Raw genomic sequence first — 20,621 nt, 5'->3', positions numbered from 1 at the left:
TCAGGCCAGACGTTGGTCGAGCCAATCGCACCAGTCGAGTCGCGCCCGCTGTGAGCGGATGCCCATCTCCACGGTCGCCCGGGTCGCGAACACCGGCGCCGTCGGATCACTCGCTGCCGGTTCACTGTCGAACTCCGCGGCGAAGCGTTCGTAGAGGGCGAGCCGTTCGGTGCTGAGGCGGCGCACCCGGCCCACGACCGCACGCGCCGCCTCCCGTTCCAGCAGCCACAGGGAGGACACCCGCAACAGTGTCGGATCGCGTTCAACCGTCGGCTCCGGCTCGGTCGCGAGCCACTCCACCAGCGCACGTCGACCGTCGGCCGTGAGTTCGTAGCGTTTCGTCGGGCGCGGGCCGGCGCCTCCGACAACGGTGTGCCGCACGTGTCCGTCCCGCTCGAGCCGGGCCAACTCGGGGTAGATCTGACTGTGTTTGGCGGCCCAGAAATAGGCGAGATCACGATCCATCAGTCGGGTCAGCCGATAACCGGTCGTCGGTTCACGAGCGAGCAGCCCGAGCAGAGCGTGGCCAAGTGCGGATATCACCCACCCAGCCTAGCGGAGTTATGTCAAACTCGACATATGAAAGTTCTGACATACATGACCTTCGGCGTCGTGCTTCTGCTCGGCGCGTGCTCCTCGAACTCAGCCGATCCGGGCTCATCCCGCGCGAGCACCACAGCCAGCTCCCACAGCCCCAGCTCGACGACCTCCACGGCCGACTCCCCCACTGCGGCCGCCGCACCGACCGAGGTGGGGCCGGCCCGGTGCGGTGATGCTGTCGGTGTGAAGCCGCATCCGTTCACGCTCGCGGTCGCGGGTGCCAAGCTTCCGGCAGCCACTTTGGGCACCGGGGCGGACGTCGCCGTCCTGCTCCATCAGACCGATGGCGACGGCGCCTGCGGGTGGTTTCCGGTCGCCGGAATGATCGCCTCGCAGGGGGTCCGGGTACTCGCATTCGACCTGTGCGGCTACGGGGCGACGACCTGCACCAGCACGACGTCGCCCGCGCTCCAGGTACGCGCTGCGGTCCGCTGGGCGCGATCCCATGGCGCTCGTCACGTCACGGTGGTCGGCGCGTCGATGGGTGGCTCCGTCGCGCTCGGCACCGCCGCGAAGACCGCACCGGACGCTGTCGTCGACTTGTCCGGCCCGATGACCTGGGAAGGCGTCACCGGCTCAACGGCTGCAGCTCGCGCCCTGCGGGTCCCGCTGCTCGGGGCGGTGGCCGACGGTGACCCGAGCACCGACTCCGCGGCCCTGCGTCGTGCGGTGCTGTCCAGCCCTGCCAAGCACCGATTCGTGACCGCGCCGGACGGGCACGGCATCGAGATGCTCGCGTCGTACAAGAACGGCAAGGACGTGCCGACTCCCTTGTTGCGCACCGTCGTTCGGTGGATCAAGGGCGACTATTCGTGAGTGCTGCGACGCGAAGCGGCCCGCCATACATCATGTGTATGGCGGGCCGCTCGGTAAGGCCTGGAAAGCGCTGCGCGGGGTGACTCAGATGGAGTGCTCTCCGTGGAAGTACTCGAAGACCCAGCCGATCGAGGCCAGCGCCACGAACGGCACGGCCAGCATCACCAGCCACCAGCCGAACGCCAGGCCGAGAGCAACGATCGCCAAGGACGCACCGAGGAACAGCGGCCACCAGGAGTGCGGGCTGAAGAAGCCGTAGTCCCCCTCGACATCGCTCTGCTCCCCCATCGGGTCGTCGTCCGGACGCAGATCGATCTTGCGACCGGTCCACCACAGGAAGCCCGCGATCAGCGCGCACAGTCCGGCAGACAAGTAGAGGCCGACCGAACCAACCGGCTCGTCCCAGCTGCTGAAGTGGCCGTAGATCGATCCCATCACGGCAAAGAAGACGCCAATGATGAGGAACATCTTGAATTCGACCTTCATGGCGAGCCTCACTCACCCTTCCCGGGCTCGTCGCCCATGAATGCTTGGTCACCACGGTCCGCCGGCCCCACCAACTGGGCGAGCGTGTCCTCGGAGGCCGCGACACTCCAGGAGGCTGCCTCGGGGTGGTGCAGGTCGAACGCGGGGCGCTCCGAACGGATCCGTGGGATCGAGTCGAAGTTGTGCCGCGGCGGCGGGCAGGAGGTCGCCCACTCCAACGAGTTGCTGTAACCCCAGGGGTCGTCGACCTCGACCATCGGCGCCGTGCGCCAGGTCTTCCAGACGTTGTACATGAACGGCAGCATCGAGATGCCGAGGATCAGGGCGCCGACGGAGGAGATGTCATTCATCCACTGGAAGTCGTCGGCCGGCAGGTAGTCGGCGTAACGACGCGGCATACCCTTCACACCCAGCCAGTGCTGGATCAGGAACGTCATGTGGAAGCCGATGAACAGCAACCAGAAGTGGATCTTTCCCAGGCGCTCGTCGAGCATGCGACCGGTCAGCTTGGGCCACCAGAAGTACCAGCCCGCGAACATCGCGAAGACGACGGTGCCGAACACCACGTAGTGGAAGTGCGCGACCACGAAGTAGGAGTCGGTGAGGCTGAAGTCCAGCGCCGGGCTGGCCAGGATGACACCGGTCAGACCACCGAAGAGGAAGGTCACCAGGAACCCGATCGCCCAGAGCATGGGTGTCTCGAAGGTCAGCGACCCGCCATACATCGTCCCGACCCAGTTGACGAACTTCACACCCGTCGGCACCGCGATCAGCATGGTCATGATGGCGAAGAACGGCAGCAGCACCTGGCCGGTGGCGTACATGTGGTGCGCCCACACGCTGACCGACAGGGCCGCGATCGAGATGGTCGCGAAGACCAGGGTCTTGTAACCGAAGATCGGCTTCCTGGAGAAGACCGGAATGACTTCGGAGATGATGCCGAAGAACGGCAACGCGATGATGTAGACCTCGGGGTGCCCGAAGAACCAGAACATGTGCTCCCAGAGCATCGCGCCGGCGGTCGAGGCGTCGAAGACGTGCGCGCCCATGATGCGATCGGCGCCCAGGCCGAACAACGCCGCGGCCAGCACCGGGAACACGACGAGCACCAGGATCGAGGTGATCAGGATGCCCCAGGTGAAGATCGGCATCCGGAACATCGTCATACCGGGTGCACGCATGCACACGATGGTGGTGATGAAGTTGACCGAGCCGAGGATGGTGCCGAAACCGGCCAGCGCGAGACCGAAGACCCACAGGTTGCCACCTGCGCCGGGGCTGTAGGTGGCGTTGGACAACGGCGCGTAGGCGAACCAGCCGAACGAGGCCGCACCCTGCGGGGTCAGGAAACCGGCGCTGGCGATGAGGCCACCGAAGAGGTAGAGCCAGTAGGCGAACATGTTCAGCCGCGGGAACGCCACATCGGGCGAGCCGATCTGCAGCGGCATGATCGCGTTGGCGAAGCCGGCGAACAGCGGTGTCGCGAAGAGCAACAACATGATCGTGCCGTGCATCGTGAACAGCTGGTTGAACTGCTCGGGGTTGTCGACGATCTGCAGGCCGGGCGAGACCAGCTCGGCGCGGATCATCAGCGCCAGCACGCCGCCGATCAGGAAGAACGCGAAGGAGGTGATGAAGTAGAGGTTGCCGATGACCTTGTGGTCGGTCGCGGTGATCCACTTGACGAACGTGCGTCCGGGGTGGCGGGTGCGAACCCGTACGGCCGAGCGCGAGTCGCCGGTGTCGCCCGCGTCCCCGACGCGTGGAGTGGCGATGCTGGCCATTACTTCGCTCCTTCGGTGACGATGTCAGAGCCCGTGACGCCGTTGGGGAGGTACTGCTGCATCTTCTTCTGGTCCTTCGCCTCGATCGCGGAACCCTCACGAACGAGCGCGTTGGACAGGAAGCCGACGTTGCCCCTGTCACGCAGCTGCTGCATCTTCTTGTTGTAGTCGGACTGACTGACGACCTTGACGTTGAACAGCATCTGCGAGTGGTAGGCGCCGCACAGCTCGGCGCACTTGCCCTGGTAGGTGCCGATCTCGGTCGGCGTGACCTGGAACTTGTTGACCTTGCCGGGGATGATGTCCATCTTCTGCAGGAACTGGATCACCCAGAACGAGTGGATGACGTCCCGTGAGGTCAGCACGAACTCGACCTTGCGGTCGACCGGCAGGTAGAGCGTGGGAATGGTGGTCTCGGGGTCGGGCGCGCTCATGTCGGCCTGCACACCCGCGTCATACACCTTGGCGTTGACGTAGTTGAAGTCCCACGACCACTGCTTGCCGACGACGTTGACCGTGACGGCCGGCTTCTGGCTGGTGTCCAGCATCTTGTTCTCCATCTGCACGGTCTTCCCGAAGAAGACCGCGACCATGAAGATCGGCACGACCGTGAAGAGGATCTCGATCGGCACGTTGTAGGCAAGCTGCGGCGGGAGACCGACATCGGTCTTCTTCCGCCGGTAGCGGATCATGCAGTAGACGATCATCGCCCACGTGATCACGCCGACCACCAGGGCCCATACCCAGGCCGAAACCCAGAAGTCGGTGATCTCCTTGCTGAGACTGGTGACCCCCTTGGGCAGGTAGCCGCGCTTTTCGACGGGGGTGCAGCCGCTCAGCAGCATGACGCTGGCGGCGATCAGTCCGCCGAAGGCGATCTTGCTGCGCCGCCGCCCGCCAGAAGCCTGGGAGCGGCGCGCGGATTCCACGAGGGGTTTGTCAGATCCGGGCACATGCAGACTCTATCCCAGGCGTATTCGAAGTCGACGTCAGGGCAGGCCTGTTGGAGGCATCAATTCGACTGTCCCAACGACCAACTCACGACGAACGTGCCCGAGACCGGCCCCGACACGAGTCACTTCCCCGCCGACCGGACCGAGCGCGTGTCTCTACAACCTGTCGAACGGTCAGGATGGGCCTGGCGTGTCACTCCAGCACGACGGCAACGGCACGTCTGCCGCGAGCGCCACCCGACGCAGGTAGTCCCGGCGCGGGATCTCCCGCACACCGAGTGTCGCGAGGTGCTCGGTCTGCCACTGGACGTCGATCAACCGGCGCTCGTCGCCGTCGCCGAAGACGAGCTCGGTCAGGCCCCAGACGGCTACCTTCCCGGCATCGGTCGCGCGGTGGAACATCGACTCCGCCGCGAAGACGCCTCCGGTGCACACGCCGTAGAGCCCTCCGACGAGCGCCCCACCGTCGTCCCACGTCTCGATCGAGTGCGCCCAGCCGAGCCGGTGCAACTGCTCGTATGCCGCCCGGACCTCGGGGGTGATCCACCGACCCGGCCGCGACGGGTCACCGCATGCCTCGACGACATCGCCGAACGCGAGGTTGTAAGTCACGCGGTAGCGGTGCCGTGACCGCCGTAGCGAGCGTGACACGTGGAACTCACCCGGCAGCAGCACGCCGCGGCGGACCGGCGACCACCAGCCGATCGGGCGCCGACCGTCGTCGCCGATGCCCATCGGAAACATGCCGGCGCGGTATGCCGCCAGCAGTGTGCCCGGTTGCAGGTCGGCACCGACCGCGATCAGGTCCTGCGCGACGTCGTCCTGCTGCTGCTCGTCGAGATTCCACCGGCTCGGGGCGGGTTCGACGGGCACGGCGGTGTCGGTGGATCAGCCGCGCGGGCAGTTCAACAGCGGCTCGACGGTGGCGACGGTCTTCTCGCCATACGACTGACCCAGCCGGGTGAGGAAGTCCTGCTTGCGCAGGATGTACTCCTGGGTGCCGACCGTCTCCAGCACGTAGGTGGCCAGCATCGACCCGATCTCGGCGCAGGTGCGCAGGTCGAGCTCCCAGGTCAGGCCGGCCATGAAACCGGCGCGGAAGGCGTCGCCGACGCCGGTCGGGTCGACGCGGCCGACCTCGCGGGCGACCGGGACCTCGATCGGGTCCTCGCCGCGACGCAGGATGACGGCGCCGTCCTTGCCCTTGGTGATGACACGGGTGCCTACCTGCTCGAGGATCTCGTCGGCGGACCAGCCCGTCTTCTGCTCGGTCATGTGCGCTTCGTACTCGTTGGTGAACAGGTAGTCGGCGCCACTGATGAGATCGCGGATGAAGGGGCCGTCGGCGAAGGCGAGCTGCTGGCTCGGATCGGCGATGAACGGGATACCGCGCTGGCGACACTCCACCGTGTGGCGGCGCATCCCCTCCGGGTCGGACGGGCCGACCATGACCATGTCCAAGCCCCCGAGCCGCTTCGCGACCGGCTCGAGCTCGATCTCGCGTGCCTCACTCATCGCACCGGCGTAGAAGGTCGCGATCTGTGCCATGTCGTCGTCGGTGGTGCACACGAAGCGCGCGGTGTGCTTGGTCTCGGACACGTAGACCGACTCGCAGTCGACGCCGTGCCGCTCCAGCCACGATCGGTAGTCGGCGAAGTCCTCACCGACCGCGTCGACCAGGACTGGATGGAGGCCGAGGTTCGCCATACCGAAGCAGATGTTGGCTGCCACTCCCCCTCGCCGGATCTGCAGATCGTCGGCGAGGAAGGACAACGAGAGCTTGTCCAACTGCTCGACGACGAGGGAGTCGGCGAAGCGACCCTTGAAGGTCATCAGGTGATCGGTGGCGATGGAGCCGGTCACAGCGATTTTCATGGGACCAACCTAAACGGCGCCGGTCCCGCTCGGTGAGGGGACACCGACCGAATACGGATGCGTCACTCGGCCCCGGCCCTAGACTCCCGGCCATGACCGATGCTGTCGCCGCTCTCCAGGCCGCCGTTGGGCGCCGCACCGTCGTCGGGGAACCCGACGTCGACGCCGAGTTCGACGGGCTGCACGAGGATCTCCGGTCCCACTTCCCGAGACTGTTCGAGGTCTGCGAGCAGGTCGAACTGCCCGATCACGCGCTGTTGCTGCGGTGGCCGGGCGAGCGCCGTGACGCCGCGGACCAGCGACCGATCGTCCTGATGGCCCACCAGGACGTGGTACCGGTCAATCCGCGCGACGAGTGGACGCATCCGGCATACGACGGCGAGGTCGTGGACGGCGTCATCTGGGGTCGCGGCACGCTGGACTGCAAGGGCTCGCTCGTGGCGATCTGCGCGGCGGTCGAGGAACTCCTCGCCGAGGGCGTGCGACCGGAGCAGGACGTGTGGCTGTCGTTCGGCGCGGACGAGGAGGTGCACGGCACCACCGCTCCCGCAGCGGTCGAGGCTTTGCGCGAACGCGGGGTCGAGCCGTGGCTGGTGCTGGACGAGGGAGGTATGGCGGTCAGCGGCGCCTTCCCCGGTGTGTCCGAGCCGCTCGCGGTGATCGGGCTTACCGAGAAGGGCGTTGTCGAGGCCGAGCTCATCGCACGTGCAGAGGGTGGCCACGCGTCGATGCCGCCGAAGAACAGTGCGCCGGCGAAACTCGCCCGCGCGATCCTCACCCTGGAGAAGCACCCGGCACCCGCCCAGTTGCCGGAGCCGGCGATCGCGATGCTCCAGCGGGTCGCGCCGCACGTCCACGGTCCGTTCGGCGCACTGGTCAGCAGGGCAGCGACGTTGCGCCGTCCGCTGTCGAAGATCTTCGCGCGGCTGGGCCCCGCCACGGCTGCCATGGCTCGCACGACCTACGCGATCACCCAGCTCAGCGGCGCGCCTGCCAACAACGTGCTGGCGACGACCGCAACTGCCGGCGTCAACCTCCGGGTCGCCGTCACCGAGACCGCCGAGGAAGCGATCGACCGGGTACGCACCCTGGTCGGTGACGACATCGAGGTGGTGGTGCACAGCGCCTACGACCCGAGTCCGGTGGCGGACCTGGGCGACGCGTTCGAGTTGCTCGAGCGGACCACCCGGGAAGTGATGCCGGACGTGGTGCCGGTCCCGTATGTCGTGATGGCCGCCACTGACGCCCGGCACTTCCAGCAGGTCTGGCACAACTGCTATCGCTTCAACCCGTTCCGGATGAGCGAAGCGCAGCGACAGAGCCTGCACAGTGTCGACGAGCACTTGACGGTGGACTCGTACCTCGAGGGGATCCGCTGGTACCGCGCGCTGCTGCAGGGTCTCTGAGGGACGACCGGTGCCCTGCAGCGGCGCCCTGCTGCAATCGCCCCGAATGGTCGCTTACCAGCGGGTATGGCGCCATACCCGCTGGTAAGCGACCTTTCGGGGCATGTGCTGCGCCGCGGAGGCGACGGGTGACAGCCCCGCACAAGGCGACAGCACGACCAGCCGACGGCCGCGAAAGCGACGACCAGAACAGACGGAGGGCGTCAACGAACTCGTTCGTTGACGCCCTCCGTCTGTTCTGCGAGGAGCTGCAGCAGAAAACTCAGCTGAAGCTGTCGCCGCAGGCGCAGGAGCTGCCTGCGTTGGGGTTGTCGATGGTGAAGCCCTGCTTCTCGATGGTGTCGGCGAAATCGATCTTGGCGCCGTCCAGGTAGGGAGCGCTCATCCGGTCGATGACGACCTCGACACCGCCGAAGTCGCGCACCAGGTCACCGTCGAGCGTGCGCTCGTCGAAGTAGAGCTGGTAGACGAGGCCCGAGCAACCGCCGGGCTGCACGCCGACGCGCAGTCGCAGGTCGTCGCGACCTTCTTGTTCGAGCAAGCTCTTGACCTTGCCGGCGGCGATCTCGGTCAGCTCGACGTTGTGGGTCTCGGTGGTCGTAGAGGCGTTGGTGTCGACGCTCATTGCATCAAGTCCTTCTCGTTGCGGTCGAACGGTGGTGGTCAACAGCGCCAACACGGGGTCCATCGATCTTGTTCCCGTGGGGCACGCCGGCCGACGTTCTGCGGTGCCTGTCCCTCCAGGGTACGTCCTGCCGGTCAGGTCGCTGACCAGGTGCCCGCCACTCGGCGTGCCAGTGCCGCGAGCGCCGCGCGCGGTTCAGCGTCCATCCGGCGGCGCAGGCTGTGCGGGTCCGTCAGCGGGTATGCCGCGGATGCCCCCAACGACATGGTCTCGCGGCGTCCGACGTCGAGACGTTCGGCGAGCACGATGGCGGGCGTCGCAGCCGCAGTAGCTGCCTGCACCGTTGTCGCCACCGTGTCGTAGGCGAGGCTGCGCCAGTCGAAGATGCGCGTCGCCACGACGACGAGGTCGGCGGCCGCGACGTGCCGGTCGAGCCCGACGATCTCGGCGAAGAAGTCGGCGCCGGGCAGCATGCGTGCTCCCAGGATCCCCAGGGCGAAGCCGACGCCGCCGCCGGCGCCGCTGCCGGGGTCGCGGTCGAGACGGTGGACCTTCCCGGTCAGCAGGTCCGTGCGTGGCGGCAGGATGCGACGTACCTGCGCGACGAACTCGCCGATGCACGCCTCGGCATCCTGTGCTTGTTGTTTGGTCCAGCCGAGGGTGTCGACGGCGGTGGCCGACGCGCCCTTCAGACCGAGCAGTGCGATGTCCTCCTTGTATGCCGCCACGAGCTCCACACCATGGGTGCGTTCGACGGCTTGTGGCAGCGCCAGCGCGAGGTCGGCGCTGCGGCCGAGTGCGTGCATCAGACCAGCGCCGCCGTCGACGCCAGCGGCGTCTCCGACGCCGACGACGATCCGTTTCGCGCCCGCGTCGACCGCGTCGGCAATCGCGGCACCCAGCGGGCCCGAGTCACCGCCGCCTGTCAGTGCCGCACCGTCGAGGTAGTGCGCGTCACCGTGGCACAGGTGCGAATGCGACTGAGCTTCCTCAGGATCGACGTTCAAGGAAGCCGCGACCGTGGCGACGAAACCCTGGCCCCCGGACGAGAATGGCACCGCCACGACTTCCGCCGTCGGTTGTCGTTCCTGCCATCCGCTGGCGATCGCGGACGTCACGTCCGCCGCCGCCAGATCGCCCCAGTGGTCACCACAGATCAGAACGCGCACCGCACCATTGTGACCACCACCGACCCGCATCACCCCAGCAGGAGGCGAGCTCCCCCAGCGAGGCAGCCGAGCGACGACAGGAACATCAGTGACCACCAGATCAGGCCGGGCACTCCGGTGATGCGGGCGAGCTGGTCAGGATCGGACTGCGGGGCCACGCCGGCGTGCCGACTGCGCTGCAGGTCGATGAGCGACCACGGTCCGGCGAGCAACAGGAACCAGCCGATCGTCTGCGCGATGGCGGTCTGCGCCGTCGGGTCCAACCACCAGGTCACGGCGAACAGCCCGACACCGCTGACCAACACCACGCACAGGCCGTAGAGGTTGCGGATCTGCAACAGCAACAAGGCGAGCGCGACGAGCAACAACCACAACGTGCCGACCGCGTGGCCGCTGTGCACCCCGGTCGAGAGCAGCACTCCCAGCACGGCGGGGCCGACATACCCCGCAAGCAGGGTCAGCACCATCCCGACTCCGGTAGGCCGCCCCTTGGAGACGGTGAGGCCCGAACTGTCCGAGTGCAGCCGTATGCCGGCGAGGCGGCGCCCCACCAGCAACGCGACCAGGCCATGTGCACCCTCGTGGACCACTGTGACGAGGTGTCGCGTCATGCGCCATACGGGAGACCAGAGGATGCACGCCGCGGCGACCAGCGCCAACAGCAGCGTGCCGCGCTGGTCCGGAGCAGGCGTGATCGCGGTCGCACGGTCCCACCACTGGTCCATGTCCTACTGAACGCCCGTCGTCACGAAATCGCGCCCCGTGGCGTCCCTCCGATGGTGTCCAACCACAGATCGGCATACCGACGCCCGTCGATCTCCAGCGCGACGTCGATCATCGCGTCGGCGCGGCCGTGCGGGTCGTGGTCAAGGTCGCCGCTCCAATCGCGAACATCGACGATCGTGCGGCCGCGGGACCAAGTGCCCGCCAGCTCGACACGCACCGGAAGCTCGGTGGTGCCGATGCCTTCCGGGTCGATCACCGCACACACCGCGCCGGCGTCACCGATCGTCGCCTCATCGGATCCGAAACGCTCGCACTGGAATTCGACGAGTTCCCCGGCTAGACGGGTCGCATCCGTCCCCGAGGACACGAGCTGTCGCGCTTCGGCCCGGCTCACCTTCGGTTCGTAGAAGACGTCCAGCCCGTACATCGTCACGGGTATGCCGCGCTCCGCGGCCACGTCGAGCACGATGGCCGTCGCCTCCGGGTCGTGGAAGACGTTGAACTCCGCCGATGCGGTGGCGTTGCCCCGCTGGGCGGCACCTCCCATGAACACGATCCGGCCCACGCCTCGCAGCGCGTCCGGGTAGGTGCGAGCCAGCAGCGCGACGTTGGTCATCGGAGCGGTGGGCACCAAGGTGACCGGCTCGGGCGCCGAGCCCAGCACGTCCCGCAGCAGCTCGACGGCGTGCCTGGGGTCCGGCTGACGATCGGTGTGCACCCAGTCCAGGTCGCCCATCCCGTCGTCGCCGTGCACGTGCCGTGCATGCACCGCCCGCTCGATGAGCGGCCGCTCGGCGCCACGACCGACCGGCACGTCCTCTCGGCCGGCGATCTCCAGCACTGCCAAGGTGTTTCGCGTGACCTGTGCGACATCGGTGTTGCCGCCGACGCAGGTGACCGCACGTAGCTCGATCTCGGGATGCAGCGCCGCGAGCAACAGCGCGCACGCATCGTCCACACCGGTGTCCACGTCCATGACCACAGGAATCCTCCGCATGGCATCGACGGTATCGCCGTCACGATTCGGCAACGCCCACGACGTCGTGGAACCGGGGCGCGCCCGCCTGCCTCGGATATGCAACGTCCCCGATGAGAGGAACAACGACGATGGTGGTCGGTCCGTGGCTACGCCGGATTGTCCAGGTCACGGTGGCCGCGCTCGTGGCGACGATGGGTCTGTTCACGGTGACGCCACCTGCGGAGGCCTGTGCGTGCGGCGGAATGGTCCACGAACCAGGCAGATCCATGACCGTCATCGGCGAGACCGCATTGGTCACGCGGTCCGCCGGGCGCGAGACCATCGTGATGTCGCTGTCGGCTCGTTCCGACGCCACCCGCGCCGGGCTGCTCGTGCCGACACCGAAGCCGGCAACACCGACGCTGGCCGACCGGAACCTCTTCACTGACCTGGAACGACAGGCTGCGCCGCGCAAACGAGTGCGCCACCACCTCTTCGGCCCGCCGGCGATCTTCGGCGACGGGTCGGACGGGTCCGACGTCAACTACTCCGCGGGCGCTCCTTCGTCAGGCGTCCGGGTGCTCGACACGGTCGACCTCGGGCCGTTGGAAGCCATCAGCCTGACCGCGAGCGATGCGGGCGATCTGCACGCCTGGCTGGACAAGCGCGGGTTCGTCATGTCGCCGCAGTTCGAGGCGCTCGTGACGCCATACCTCGATCGGGGTTGGGCATTCACCGCGATGAGCCTGACGGCGGAGGGCAGGTCGTTGTCCGGTGGCCTGCCACCGGTCAGCCTGTCCTTCAAGAGCGACCGACTGGTCTACCCGATGCGAATGTCACGTGGTGCCAAGGAAACTCAGCAGGTCCGGACATACGTGCTCGCCGCCCACCGGGTCTCACGGACCGACCCGACGGCCGGCCGGGGTGAGATGCAGACGGTGTACGCCGATCGGGTGCGGACCTCGCTGGTGACCTCACCCGACCTGAGGCGACTCAGCGCCGAGAATCCCTGGCTGACCGAGATCACGCAGTCGTTCGACCGGCCGGCTCAGCAGGTGCGCAGCGACTTCACCTTCGCCCGCGCGGCGCACGACACACCGGTCATCCGCTACACCTACGACGATGAATACTTCATCCCCGTCGACGTCGCGGTGCTCCTGGTGCTGCTGGTCGGCGGGATCTCCGGTGGCGTGATCGTGCTGCTTCGCCGACGTCAGCGCACCAGCTGACCGTCCGGACCGACCGCCGGGTTGTTGGCCTGCGGCACTCGCTCGGCGGCGGCGATCTCGCCGGGCGCCGTGCCGTCGCCGAACGGTGATCCGCCGAGCGACTCGCGGTCGTGCGGATCCGACCAGTTGGTCAGATCGGGTCCCGCCGGGACGATCCCGGCCGGGTTCACGTCGCGGTGCACCTCGTAGTAGTGGTGCTTGATCTGCGAGAAGTCGACCGTGTCGCCGAAGCCCGGTGTCTGGAACAGATCTCGGGCGTAGGCCCACAGGGCCGGAAACTCGTCCAGCTTCTGCCGGTTGCACTTGAAGTGCCCGTGATAGACCGGATCGAAGCGCACCAGGGTCGTGAAGAGCCGGACATCGGCGCAGGTGAGGTGCTCCCCCATCAGGTAGCGCTGTCCCGTGAGTCGCTCCTCCAACCAGTCGAGGGCGGTGAAGAGGCGGTCGTATGCCGCGTCATACGCCTCCTGGGTCCCGGCGAACCCGCACCGGTAGACGCCGTTGTTGACCTCGGTGTAGATCCGCTTCATCACCGGCGCCATCTCCTCCCGGAGGCCGACCGGCCACAGGTCGGGTGCTCCCTCGCGCTGGAACTCGGTCCACTCGGTCGCGAAATCCAGTGTCATCTGGGCGAAGTCGTTGGTGACGACACCACCGGTCGGCACGTCCACGACCGCCGGCACGGTGATGCCGCGCGGGTAGCCGGGAAAGCGCTTCTCGTAGGCGTCCTTCAGCCGCGGGATCCCGAGGACCGGGTCGAGGCCGCCCTCGTCGAGGTCGAAGGTCCAGCTGTCCGAGTCGTGCGTCGGTCCGCACAGCCCGAGCGAGATCACGTCCTCCAGGCCGAGCAACCGGCGCACCATGATCGCCCGACTGGCCCACGGACATGCTCGCGCGGCGACGAGGCGATAGCGGCCGGCTTCGACCGGCCAGCCATCGCTGCCATCCTTCGTGATGCGGTCGTTGATGTAGCGCGTGTCGCGCTCGTATGTCGGTTCGACGTAGCTGCCCTGTGCCATGAGATCGACGTTACCCGGCGTACCCGGCGTCGAGGCCTCGTGCCTGCCAGCGAGCGAGCCCGGCACGCACAGCGTCCTCCGGCCAGTCCGCACCAGCTGCTTCGACGATCTGGCGGCCCTCGGTGCGGATCACCCGCTGGACCTGCTGCATGGCATCGATCACCGACTCCTCGTCCGCCGCCGGCACCGGCAACGACGCGAGCCGATCCCGTTGGGGTCCGGTCAGTTTCGCCGACCACTGCTTGACTCCCATCGGGGGCAACGGCTGGTTGGACTCGACATACAACTGGTAGAGGAAGGCGCGGTAGTTGTGGACGGCCTCCTGGCCGAGCAGCCAGTCCCGTCGCGCCACCACCGCGTCCGGGAAGATCGCCAGCTGGCGTGCGAACTCCAGCGCGACCGCCTCCATGCGTCCGGTGTCGGGTGCGTCCGGCGCTCGGTCGACAGTGGGCAGTGCGGTGCGTTCGGGTCGTCGGTCGAAGACCGGCACCCGGTGGTGGTATGGCGTCCCGGCGATGTCCGAAGCCGCTTCGAGCACGACGTCGACGCGCAGTCCGGTCGGGGTCGTCAGTGCGAAACTCCCTGGCAGACCGGGCATCTCGTAGCTGATGACCGGCTCGAGGAACGCCCAGGTCGAGTCAGACGCAGCGCCGAGATCGACCTTCGCCGCATCAGCGACGGTGACGATCAGGTCGAGGTCGCTACCCGCATCGGCCACGCCGCGACCGAGCGAGCCACTGAGCCACAGTGCGACGATCCGGGCGTCCGCCGCGAGATCGCAGACGACTCGGTCGAGCACCTCGGCATACCCGGGCGGCAGCGGTGCGAGAGCCGCAGTGACCCCATTATTCATTTTGCCTCGGCGAGCCTCGCCAGCAGCAGCGCCTCGGCCAGGCAGACCCGCTCGAACTCGCCCAGGTGGAGGCTCTCGTTGGCGCCGTGCGCACGAGTGTCCGGGTCCTCCACACCGGTGACCAGGATCGCCGCGTCGGGGAACTTCTCGGCGAACGCCGCCACGAACGGGATCGACCCGCCGACACCCATGTCCACCGGCTCGGTGCCGTCCCAGGCGTCCTGGAACGAGGACCGCGCGGCGGTGTAGATCGGCCCGTCCGCGTCGGCATCGAAACCGGCGCCCTCGTCGTCGAGCGTGATTTCGACCTCGGCGCCCCAGGGTGTGTGGTCGGTCAGGTGCTTGCGCAACAGGTCGTATGCCGCTCGTGGGTCCTCCGACGGGGCGATGCGCATCGACACCTTCGCGCGAGCGCTGGGCACCAGCGTGTTGGACGCGACGTCCACCGCGGGAGCGTCGATGCCGATGGTGGTGATCGCCGGCCGGTTCCACAGCTGGGACAGGAACGGGCCGGTGCCCATCACCTGCACACCGTCGAGCAACCCGCTCTCCTCACGCAGCCGCGCTTCGTCGAAGTCGAGATCAGCGGCGTCACCACCCACCAGACCTTCGACCGCGACATCGCCCTTCTCGTCGTGCAGCGAGGCGAGCAATCGAACCAGTGCGGTGAGTGCATCGGGCACCGGCCCACCGAACATGCCCGAGTGCACGCTGTGGTCGAGCGTGCGCACCGAGACGACAACGCGGATCATGCCGCGCAACGACGTGGTCAGCGCCGGGACACCGATCTTCCAGTTGGACGAGTCGGCCAGCACGATGGCGTCGGCGGCCAGCTTGTCGCCGTGCCGCTCCAGGATCGTCGCCAGCGAGTCGGATCCGACCTCCTCCTCACCCTCGACGAATACATTGACGCCGCACGGCGGCCGCCCGCCGTGCGCGCGCAACGCAGCGACGTGCGCCATCACACCGGCCTTGTCGTCGGCGGCGCCGCGGCCGTAGAGCCGGCCGTCGCGTTCGGTGGGCTCGAACGGCGGGGTGTCCCAGTCCTTGTCGTCGCCGGGCGGCTGCACGTCGTGATGCGCGTAGAGGGTGATCGTCGGTGCGCCCTCGGGCGCGGCGAGCTTGCCGATGACAGCGGGACGACCGCCTTCACGGACGATCTCGACGTCCAGGCCTTCGTCACGCAGCAACTGCGCGACGGCGTCCGCACTGGTGTCGACGTGCGTCTGGTCGAACGAGTCGAGCGACACGCTGGGGATGCGCGTCAGCGCTTCGAGATCGGCCCGCACGGCGGGCATCAGCGCACGCACGGTCGCGCGGAGGTCGGACTGATTCTGCGGAGTGGAGTTCTCGGTCACCACGCCACGGTATCGGTCGGACTTCTCACCTTGTGGCGGTCATCACGTCGTCGTCCTGACCCGTAGACTGTGCGACGTGTTCGGCCGCAACAAGACCTCAGCAGACTCCGATGTGACCTCGGAGCCCTCCGTGGACCTCGACAAGGGGACCACCACGACGCCGGGACTGACGCCCAAGAAGGGACGGCCGACCCCGACGCGCAAGGAGCGGGAAGCCGCCCGCCGCAAGCCACTGGTCCCGGTCGATCGCAAGGCCGCCAAGCGCGAGTCGCGCGACGAGGCACGCAAGCAGCGTGTCGAGCAGCGTGAGGCATTCGCGCGCGGCGACGAGAAGGCGCTGCCACCGCGGGACAAGGGCCCGGTCAAGGGTTTCATCCGCGACTACGTCGACTCGCGGCGCAACTTCGGTGAGATCCTGCTGCCGCTGATGCTGGTCGTGCTGGTGCTGACGATCCTGCCCAACCGCATGCTGCAGATGATCGCGTTCTTCCTCGTGTGGTTCGTCGTGGTGCTGGGCATCATCGACGCCACTCTCATGGTGCGTCGCATCAAGGCGCAGATCCGCGAACGCTTCCACACCGAGCCGCCGCGCGGCACTGCGTCATACGCGGTGATGCGGGCGTTCCAGCTGCGCGCCGGCCGCCGGCCGGGCCCGCGCGTCAAGCGCGGCGACTCGATCTAACGCAGTCAATTGGAAAGGGGGCTGGTGCCCACGGCACCGGTCACCCGCCGTCCGAGAGCAGCATCGGGCCGTAGACCCGAGTGTCGTGACGGTGCAACGTCACTGCGGCGACGCCGCCGGCGAACAATGACCGCCACTGCTCCCCCAGCCAACTCTCGGCGTCGCTCTGCGTCGGGAAAGCCGTCGTCACCAACTCGACCCCGCTCACCGGGGTCCCGTGTGCGTCCTCGTAGGTCCAGCGCCAGCCATCAGTCATACTCGCGACCCTAATCGGCACCGCGGACAGTGTCCGCAGGATGCGGGCAGCGAAAACCCGCTGGCCTCCCCCGAAGAGACCAGCGGGCTCGCACCCCGGGTGCCCCCACCTCACCCGGTGGCTCCCTATGCGGACTTCACCTCGCTGTGGGTCATCCGCCAGATGCCGACGCTCATCGGCAGCGCCAGCCAGATCAGCAGTGAGACGAACAGTTTCGGCCAGTCGTCGCCCTGCATCGAGCCGTCATACAACGGCGAGAGCGTGCGGTTGGTGTCCGCCCACTTCGCAACGGACTCCGACCACGAGAAGCTGCCCAGGATCGACCAGAGCGTCGGCAGGATCAGGAATGCCACGATCGCGCCCGGTGTGTTCTGGATCAGCATGCCGAAGGCGACACCGATCGACATGTAGAGCAGCTGACCGACGACGACACCGAGCAGCACCTGCCAGCCGAGGCTCCAGGACTGTTCCCCACCACGCAACGCCCCGGCGAGTGCGGTGAATGCCACCGAGCTGATCAGCGCGAGCGCCACGCCGGCGATGCCCAACACGAGCGCAGCACTCCACTTGGCGTAGGCGACCCGCGAGCGGCGGGGCTCCAGGGTGAACGTCACCAGACCCGTCCGCTGCGACCACTCCGAGGTCACGGCCAGCACCCCGAGCAACGGCAGGACCATCTGCAGTGGCAATGACGCGAGACTCAAGAAGTCGGTCAGGTCCTTGTCCTCGCTCGGCTTCCCGCTGAAGACTCCGATGAGCCCGATCGCGATGACCAGGGCCGCCACTACGAGCACGAGCACGCGGCCCGCCCGGGTGTCGGTCAGCTTGCGCAACTCGAGCGACACCAGTCGCGAGACTGGTATGCCGGCGCCGGCATCCGTCAAGCGGGACGGCATCGGAATGTCCTTCTCCTTGGTGGGTGCAGCGGTGCTCATGCGGCAACTCCTTCCCGGGCGTCCGAGGCCGTCAGTTGCAGGAACATCTCCTCCAGGCCGGCCGACCCTGCTTCACGCAGCTCGGTCAGGACGACCTGCTGCTGCAGCGCGAGCTGCCCGACCGCGCGCGGCGCGGCGTCGGTGTGTATGCCGCCACCGTTGACCGGCGTCGCCTGGAAACCGCCGACCTCCAAGGCGGTTGCCAGGCGAGCGTCGTCGTCACTGCGGACCGTCGTGCCGGCCGCGGACATCAGCTCGGCCTTCGAACCGCTGGCGACGATCTTGCCGCGGCCGATGACGACGAGATCGTCGGCGACGACCTCGATCTCGTGCAGCAGGTGGGACGAGAGCAGGACCGTGCCGCCCTCGTCGGCGAAGCCGCGCAGCAGGCTGCGCATCCAGCGGATGCCGGCCGGGTCGAGCCCGTTGGCCGGCTCGTCGAGGATCAGCACGCGCGGGTCCCCCAGCAGGGCATGGGCGATGCCGAGCCGCTGCCGCATCCCGAGCGAGTAGTTGCGCAACCGGCGCCGTGACTCCGTCCGTGTCAGGCCGACCAGCTCGAGCATCTCGTCGACCCGACGCCGGTCCAGCCCCATCATGATCGCGCCGAGAGTGAGGATCTCCCGGCCGGTCCGCCCGTTGTGCTGGGCGGAAGCGTCGAGCAGCACGCCCACCTGCCGACCCGGGTTGCCCAGCGCGGCATACGGCTTACCGAGCACGGTGGCAACACCGCTGGTCGGTGGCGTCAACCCGCAGATCATCCGCATACACGTCGACTTGCCTGCGCCGTTCGGTCCGAGGAATCCCGTGACCGTCCCGGGTCGCACCGAGAAGGACACGTCGTCGACGGCGGCATACGCTCCGTAACGGCGGGTGAGGTTCTCTACTTCGATCATGACCCCCACGGTGCCGTGTCGACCGGTCATCGCACATCGGCCGCGCGAATGAACCTGTCTCCTACTTTGGTATGGCGATCGCTCTACTCCCGGCTCTCCTGAAGTAGCCGCTCGGGCCCTTACGCTGACGATCGTGTCCCTCGCCCTGCCCGGCATCAGCCGCCGCCGTCATGTCTGGGGTGAGGTATGGCGCGAGTTCGTCGCGGTCTGTCTCGGCGGTCTGCTGCTGGCCGCGCAGATCGCGGATGGTGTCCAGGGCTACCGCCAGCCGGGAACCTGGATCGCCGTCGACGTGACCGTCGGTGTGGTCGCGCTGGTGCTGCTGCAGTGGCGCCGTCGTTGGCCGCTCGGCGTGTGCGTGGTCCTGACTGCTTTCTCTGCCGTCTCCGTCGTCTCGGCGGCTGCCTCGTGTCTCGCGCTCACCTCGTTGGCGACGCACCGTCGGTGGCGGCAGACCCTGCTGTGCTGCGCCGAAGCGCTGGTTGCCGGCTTCCTCTTCGAGTTCTTCTTCCCGAACGGACAGGACGACGGTCTCGGCGAGTGGATCACCACCGCAGTCATCGGAGCACTCGCCGTCGCACTGTGCGTCGCCATCGGCTGGGCGATCGGTGCACGTCGCCAGCTGGTCGCCAACCTGCGGACGCAGCTCGCCGTCGCCGAGGACCGGCAACACCTGCGGGTGGAGCAGGCACGTGTCGCCGAACGTGCTCGCATCGCACGGGAGATGCACGACGTGCTGGCACACCGGATCTCAGTGGTGGCAATGCATTCCGGCGCGCTCAGTTATCGCACGAACCTCTCGCAGGAGGAGTTGCGCGCGTCGACCGCGATCATCAGCGACAACGCGCACGCGGCGCTCACCGAGCTGCGCGAGGTCCTCGGAGTGCTCCGCGACCCGACGGCGCTGCCCCAGGGCCCGGACGCACCGCAGCCCACGCTGGGCGACCTTCCCGAGCTCGTCGCCGGGCTCGAATCCACCGACGGTCCGGTCGAATTCAGCCTGCCCGACGACCTGACCGGCCTGACCGAGCTCACGTCCCGCAACGCCTACCGCATCGTGCAGGAAGGCCTCACCAACCGACGTAAGCACGCACCGGGACAGCCGATGTCGATAGTCATCGTGCACGAGGGCGACGACCTCCGGCTGACCATGCGCAACGCCATGTCGACGGTCTCCGCCACAGCGGTGACCAGCGAGCTACCCGACTCCGGACTCGGACTGGTCGGCGCCACCGAGCGCGCCGAACTGGTCGGCGGCGAGCTCACCTCCGGACGCGACCGCGCGGACAATTTCGTCGTCCGCGCACGACTACCGTGGCCCCGTGACGACTCCTGACACCATGATCCGGGTCCTGCTGGTCGACGACGACGCGCTGGTACGCGCCGGGCTGCGACTGATCCTGGGCGGCGCACCCGACATCGACGTCCTGCCCGGTGACCCGAGCGACGGCGCCGCGGGTGTCGCCGCGGCGCGTGAGCACCGCCCGGACGTCATACTCATGGACATCCGGATGCCTGGCACCGACGGCATCGAGGCGACGAAGATGCTTGTCGGCAAACCTGATTCGCCACACGTCATCGTGCTGACAACCTTCGATTCCGACGACCTGATCGTGCAGGCGTTGCGTGCCGGAGCCAGCGGCTTCCTGCTCAAGGACACCCCGCCCGAGCGACTCGTGGCAGCGGTGCGATCGGTGGTCGCGGGCGAACCGATCCTCTCCCCCAGCGTCACCCGTCAACTGGTCGAGAAGGTCACCGGTGGCAACACCAGCGGGTATGCCGCGGCGCGCGACCGTCTCTCGGCACTGACCGCACGTGAGTTGGAAGTGGCCGAGCTCATCGGGTCGGGCCTGTCCAACGCGGACATCGCACGTCGGCTCTACATGAGCGTGCCGACGGTGAAGGCACACGTATCACGGGTGCTGACCAAGCTGGACGCCGACAACCGGGTGCAGGTCGCGATTCTGGTGCACGACGCCCAACAGGGCTGACGGG

The 20,621-nt window shown here is 67.7% G+C and carries 22 protein-coding genes; 6 read left to right on the top strand and 16 right to left on the bottom strand.

Features of this window, described 5'->3' with window-relative positions; translation table 11 throughout:
* The gene (locus IEX71_RS03985) at positions 1-543 is read right to left on the bottom strand and encodes a PadR family transcriptional regulator (RefSeq protein ID WP_229749442.1); all 543 of its coding nucleotides are present in this window, start codon (positions 541-543) and stop codon (positions 1-3) included.
* Between the two features lie 36 nt (positions 544-579).
* Between IEX71_RS03985 and IEX71_RS03980 the strand changes: the two genes are divergently transcribed.
* A complete protein-coding gene (locus IEX71_RS03980) occupies positions 580-1,416 on the top strand; it encodes an alpha/beta hydrolase family protein (protein WP_229749441.1) in 837 nt (278 codons plus the stop codon).
* 84 nt (positions 1,417-1,500) lie between these two features.
* Here IEX71_RS03980 and IEX71_RS03975 read toward each other — a convergent pair whose 3' ends face one another.
* The 5 genes from IEX71_RS03975 to IEX71_RS03955 all read right to left on the bottom strand — a co-directional run bounded on the left by IEX71_RS03975 (position 1,501) and on the right by IEX71_RS03955 (position 6,514).
* On the bottom strand, positions 1,501-1,902 hold the full coding sequence (locus IEX71_RS03975; protein ID WP_188835617.1) for a cytochrome c oxidase subunit 4: 402 nt from the start codon (positions 1,900-1,902) through the stop codon (positions 1,501-1,503).
* An 8-nt stretch (positions 1,903-1,910) separates the two neighbouring features.
* Positions 1,911-3,686 (bottom strand): aa3-type cytochrome oxidase subunit I, encoded by a 1,776-nt coding sequence (gene ctaD / locus IEX71_RS03970; protein WP_188835616.1) that lies wholly within the window; start codon positions 3,684-3,686, stop codon positions 1,911-1,913.
* The gene (gene ctaC, locus IEX71_RS03965; protein ID WP_229749440.1) at positions 3,686-4,639 is read right to left on the bottom strand and encodes an aa3-type cytochrome oxidase subunit II; all 954 of its coding nucleotides are present in this window, start codon (positions 4,637-4,639) and stop codon (positions 3,686-3,688) included. The genes ctaD and ctaC overlap by 1 nt, the downstream gene beginning before the upstream one ends.
* A gap of 174 nt (positions 4,640-4,813) precedes the next feature.
* A complete protein-coding gene (gene aat, locus IEX71_RS03960) occupies positions 4,814-5,512 on the bottom strand; it encodes a leucyl/phenylalanyl-tRNA--protein transferase (RefSeq protein ID WP_188835615.1) in 699 nt (232 codons plus the stop codon).
* Positions 5,513-5,527: 15 nt separating this feature from the next.
* A complete protein-coding gene (locus IEX71_RS03955; RefSeq protein ID WP_188835614.1) occupies positions 5,528-6,514 on the bottom strand; it encodes a carbohydrate kinase family protein in 987 nt (328 codons plus the stop codon).
* 92 nt (positions 6,515-6,606) lie between these two features.
* On the opposite strand from IEX71_RS03955, the gene IEX71_RS03950 reads away from it, so the two are divergent.
* Positions 6,607-7,920, top strand: coding sequence for a M20/M25/M40 family metallo-hydrolase (locus IEX71_RS03950; protein WP_188835613.1), 1,314 nt, complete (start codon positions 6,607-6,609; stop codon positions 7,918-7,920).
* A gap of 262 nt (positions 7,921-8,182) precedes the next feature.
* Here the strand turns inward: IEX71_RS03950 and IEX71_RS03945 are convergent, their stop codons facing one another.
* The 4 genes from IEX71_RS03945 to IEX71_RS03930 all read right to left on the bottom strand — a co-directional run bounded on the left by IEX71_RS03945 (position 8,183) and on the right by IEX71_RS03930 (position 11,437).
* The gene (locus IEX71_RS03945) at positions 8,183-8,545 is read right to left on the bottom strand and encodes a HesB/IscA family protein (RefSeq protein WP_188835612.1); all 363 of its coding nucleotides are present in this window, start codon (positions 8,543-8,545) and stop codon (positions 8,183-8,185) included.
* Between the two features lie 134 nt (positions 8,546-8,679).
* Complete coding sequence (locus IEX71_RS03940; RefSeq protein ID WP_188835611.1) at positions 8,680-9,714, bottom strand: glycerate kinase; 1,035 nt, start codon at positions 9,712-9,714, stop codon at positions 8,680-8,682.
* A 29-nt stretch (positions 9,715-9,743) separates the two neighbouring features.
* Positions 9,744-10,439: a M50 family metallopeptidase gene (locus IEX71_RS03935; protein ID WP_188835610.1), complete on the bottom strand. Its 696-nt coding sequence runs from the start codon at positions 10,437-10,439 to the stop codon at positions 9,744-9,746.
* 20 nt (positions 10,440-10,459) lie between these two features.
* Positions 10,460-11,437: a nucleoside hydrolase gene (locus IEX71_RS03930; RefSeq protein WP_188835609.1), complete on the bottom strand. Its 978-nt coding sequence runs from the start codon at positions 11,435-11,437 to the stop codon at positions 10,460-10,462.
* 92 nt (positions 11,438-11,529) lie between these two features.
* Between IEX71_RS03930 and IEX71_RS03925 the strand changes: the two genes are divergently transcribed.
* On the top strand, positions 11,530-12,627 hold the full coding sequence (locus tag IEX71_RS03925; protein WP_188835608.1) for a DUF2330 domain-containing protein: 1,098 nt from the start codon (positions 11,530-11,532) through the stop codon (positions 12,625-12,627).
* On the opposite strand, the gene IEX71_RS03920 is transcribed toward IEX71_RS03925, so the two are convergent.
* From IEX71_RS03920 to IEX71_RS03910, 3 genes are read right to left on the bottom strand one after another with little or no spacing between them, the layout of a single operon-like run.
* Entirely contained in the window at positions 12,612-13,646 is a 1,035-nt protein-coding gene (locus tag IEX71_RS03920; RefSeq protein ID WP_188835607.1) for a glutathione S-transferase family protein, read from the bottom strand. The genes IEX71_RS03925 and IEX71_RS03920 overlap by 16 nt on opposite strands.
* Positions 13,647-13,656: 10 nt before the next feature.
* Positions 13,657-14,499, bottom strand: a complete 843-nt coding sequence (locus IEX71_RS03915) for a nucleotidyltransferase family protein (protein WP_188835606.1) — start codon at positions 14,497-14,499, stop codon at positions 13,657-13,659.
* Entirely contained in the window at positions 14,496-15,857 is a 1,362-nt protein-coding gene (locus IEX71_RS03910; RefSeq protein WP_373284546.1) for a dipeptidase, read from the bottom strand. Before IEX71_RS03910 ends, IEX71_RS03915 begins: the two co-directional genes overlap by 4 nt.
* Before the next feature lie 76 nt (positions 15,858-15,933).
* On the opposite strand from IEX71_RS03910, the gene IEX71_RS03905 reads away from it, so the two are divergent.
* Positions 15,934-16,539, top strand: coding sequence for a DUF3043 domain-containing protein (locus tag IEX71_RS03905; protein ID WP_229749439.1), 606 nt, complete (start codon positions 15,934-15,936; stop codon positions 16,537-16,539).
* Positions 16,540-16,579: 40 nt separating this feature from the next.
* Here IEX71_RS03905 and IEX71_RS03900 read toward each other — a convergent pair whose 3' ends face one another.
* From IEX71_RS03900 to IEX71_RS03890, 3 genes are all read right to left on the bottom strand, one after another.
* Positions 16,580-16,795 (bottom strand): hypothetical protein, encoded by a 216-nt coding sequence (locus IEX71_RS03900; RefSeq protein WP_188835604.1) that lies wholly within the window; start codon positions 16,793-16,795, stop codon positions 16,580-16,582.
* Between the two features lie 125 nt (positions 16,796-16,920).
* The gene (locus IEX71_RS03895) at positions 16,921-17,730 is read right to left on the bottom strand and encodes an ABC-2 transporter permease (RefSeq protein WP_188835603.1); all 810 of its coding nucleotides are present in this window, start codon (positions 17,728-17,730) and stop codon (positions 16,921-16,923) included.
* Positions 17,727-18,626 carry an ABC transporter ATP-binding protein gene (locus IEX71_RS03890; protein ID WP_188835602.1) on the bottom strand — a complete coding sequence of 300 codons (900 nt, stop codon included), beginning with the start codon at positions 18,624-18,626 and terminating at the stop codon, positions 17,727-17,729. The genes IEX71_RS03895 and IEX71_RS03890 overlap by 4 nt, the downstream gene beginning before the upstream one ends.
* Before the next feature lie 133 nt (positions 18,627-18,759).
* Between IEX71_RS03890 and IEX71_RS03885 the strand changes: the two genes are divergently transcribed.
* Both IEX71_RS03885 and IEX71_RS03880 read left to right on the top strand, forming a co-directional pair.
* Positions 18,760-19,962, top strand: coding sequence for a sensor histidine kinase (locus tag IEX71_RS03885; protein WP_188835601.1), 1,203 nt, complete (start codon positions 18,760-18,762; stop codon positions 19,960-19,962).
* The gene (locus IEX71_RS03880) at positions 19,949-20,617 is read left to right on the top strand and encodes a response regulator (RefSeq protein ID WP_308420952.1); all 669 of its coding nucleotides are present in this window, start codon (positions 19,949-19,951) and stop codon (positions 20,615-20,617) included. Before IEX71_RS03885 ends, IEX71_RS03880 begins: the two co-directional genes overlap by 14 nt.
* The last annotated feature ends 4 nt before the right edge of the window (positions 20,618-20,621 follow it).

The organism is Flexivirga endophytica (assembly GCF_014640635.1).
Lineage (GTDB): Bacteria > Actinomycetota > Actinomycetes > Actinomycetales > Dermatophilaceae > Flexivirga > Flexivirga endophytica.
The sequence above is the reverse complement of the archived record's forward strand: the minus strand, read 5'-3'. Positions and strand labels throughout refer to the sequence as shown.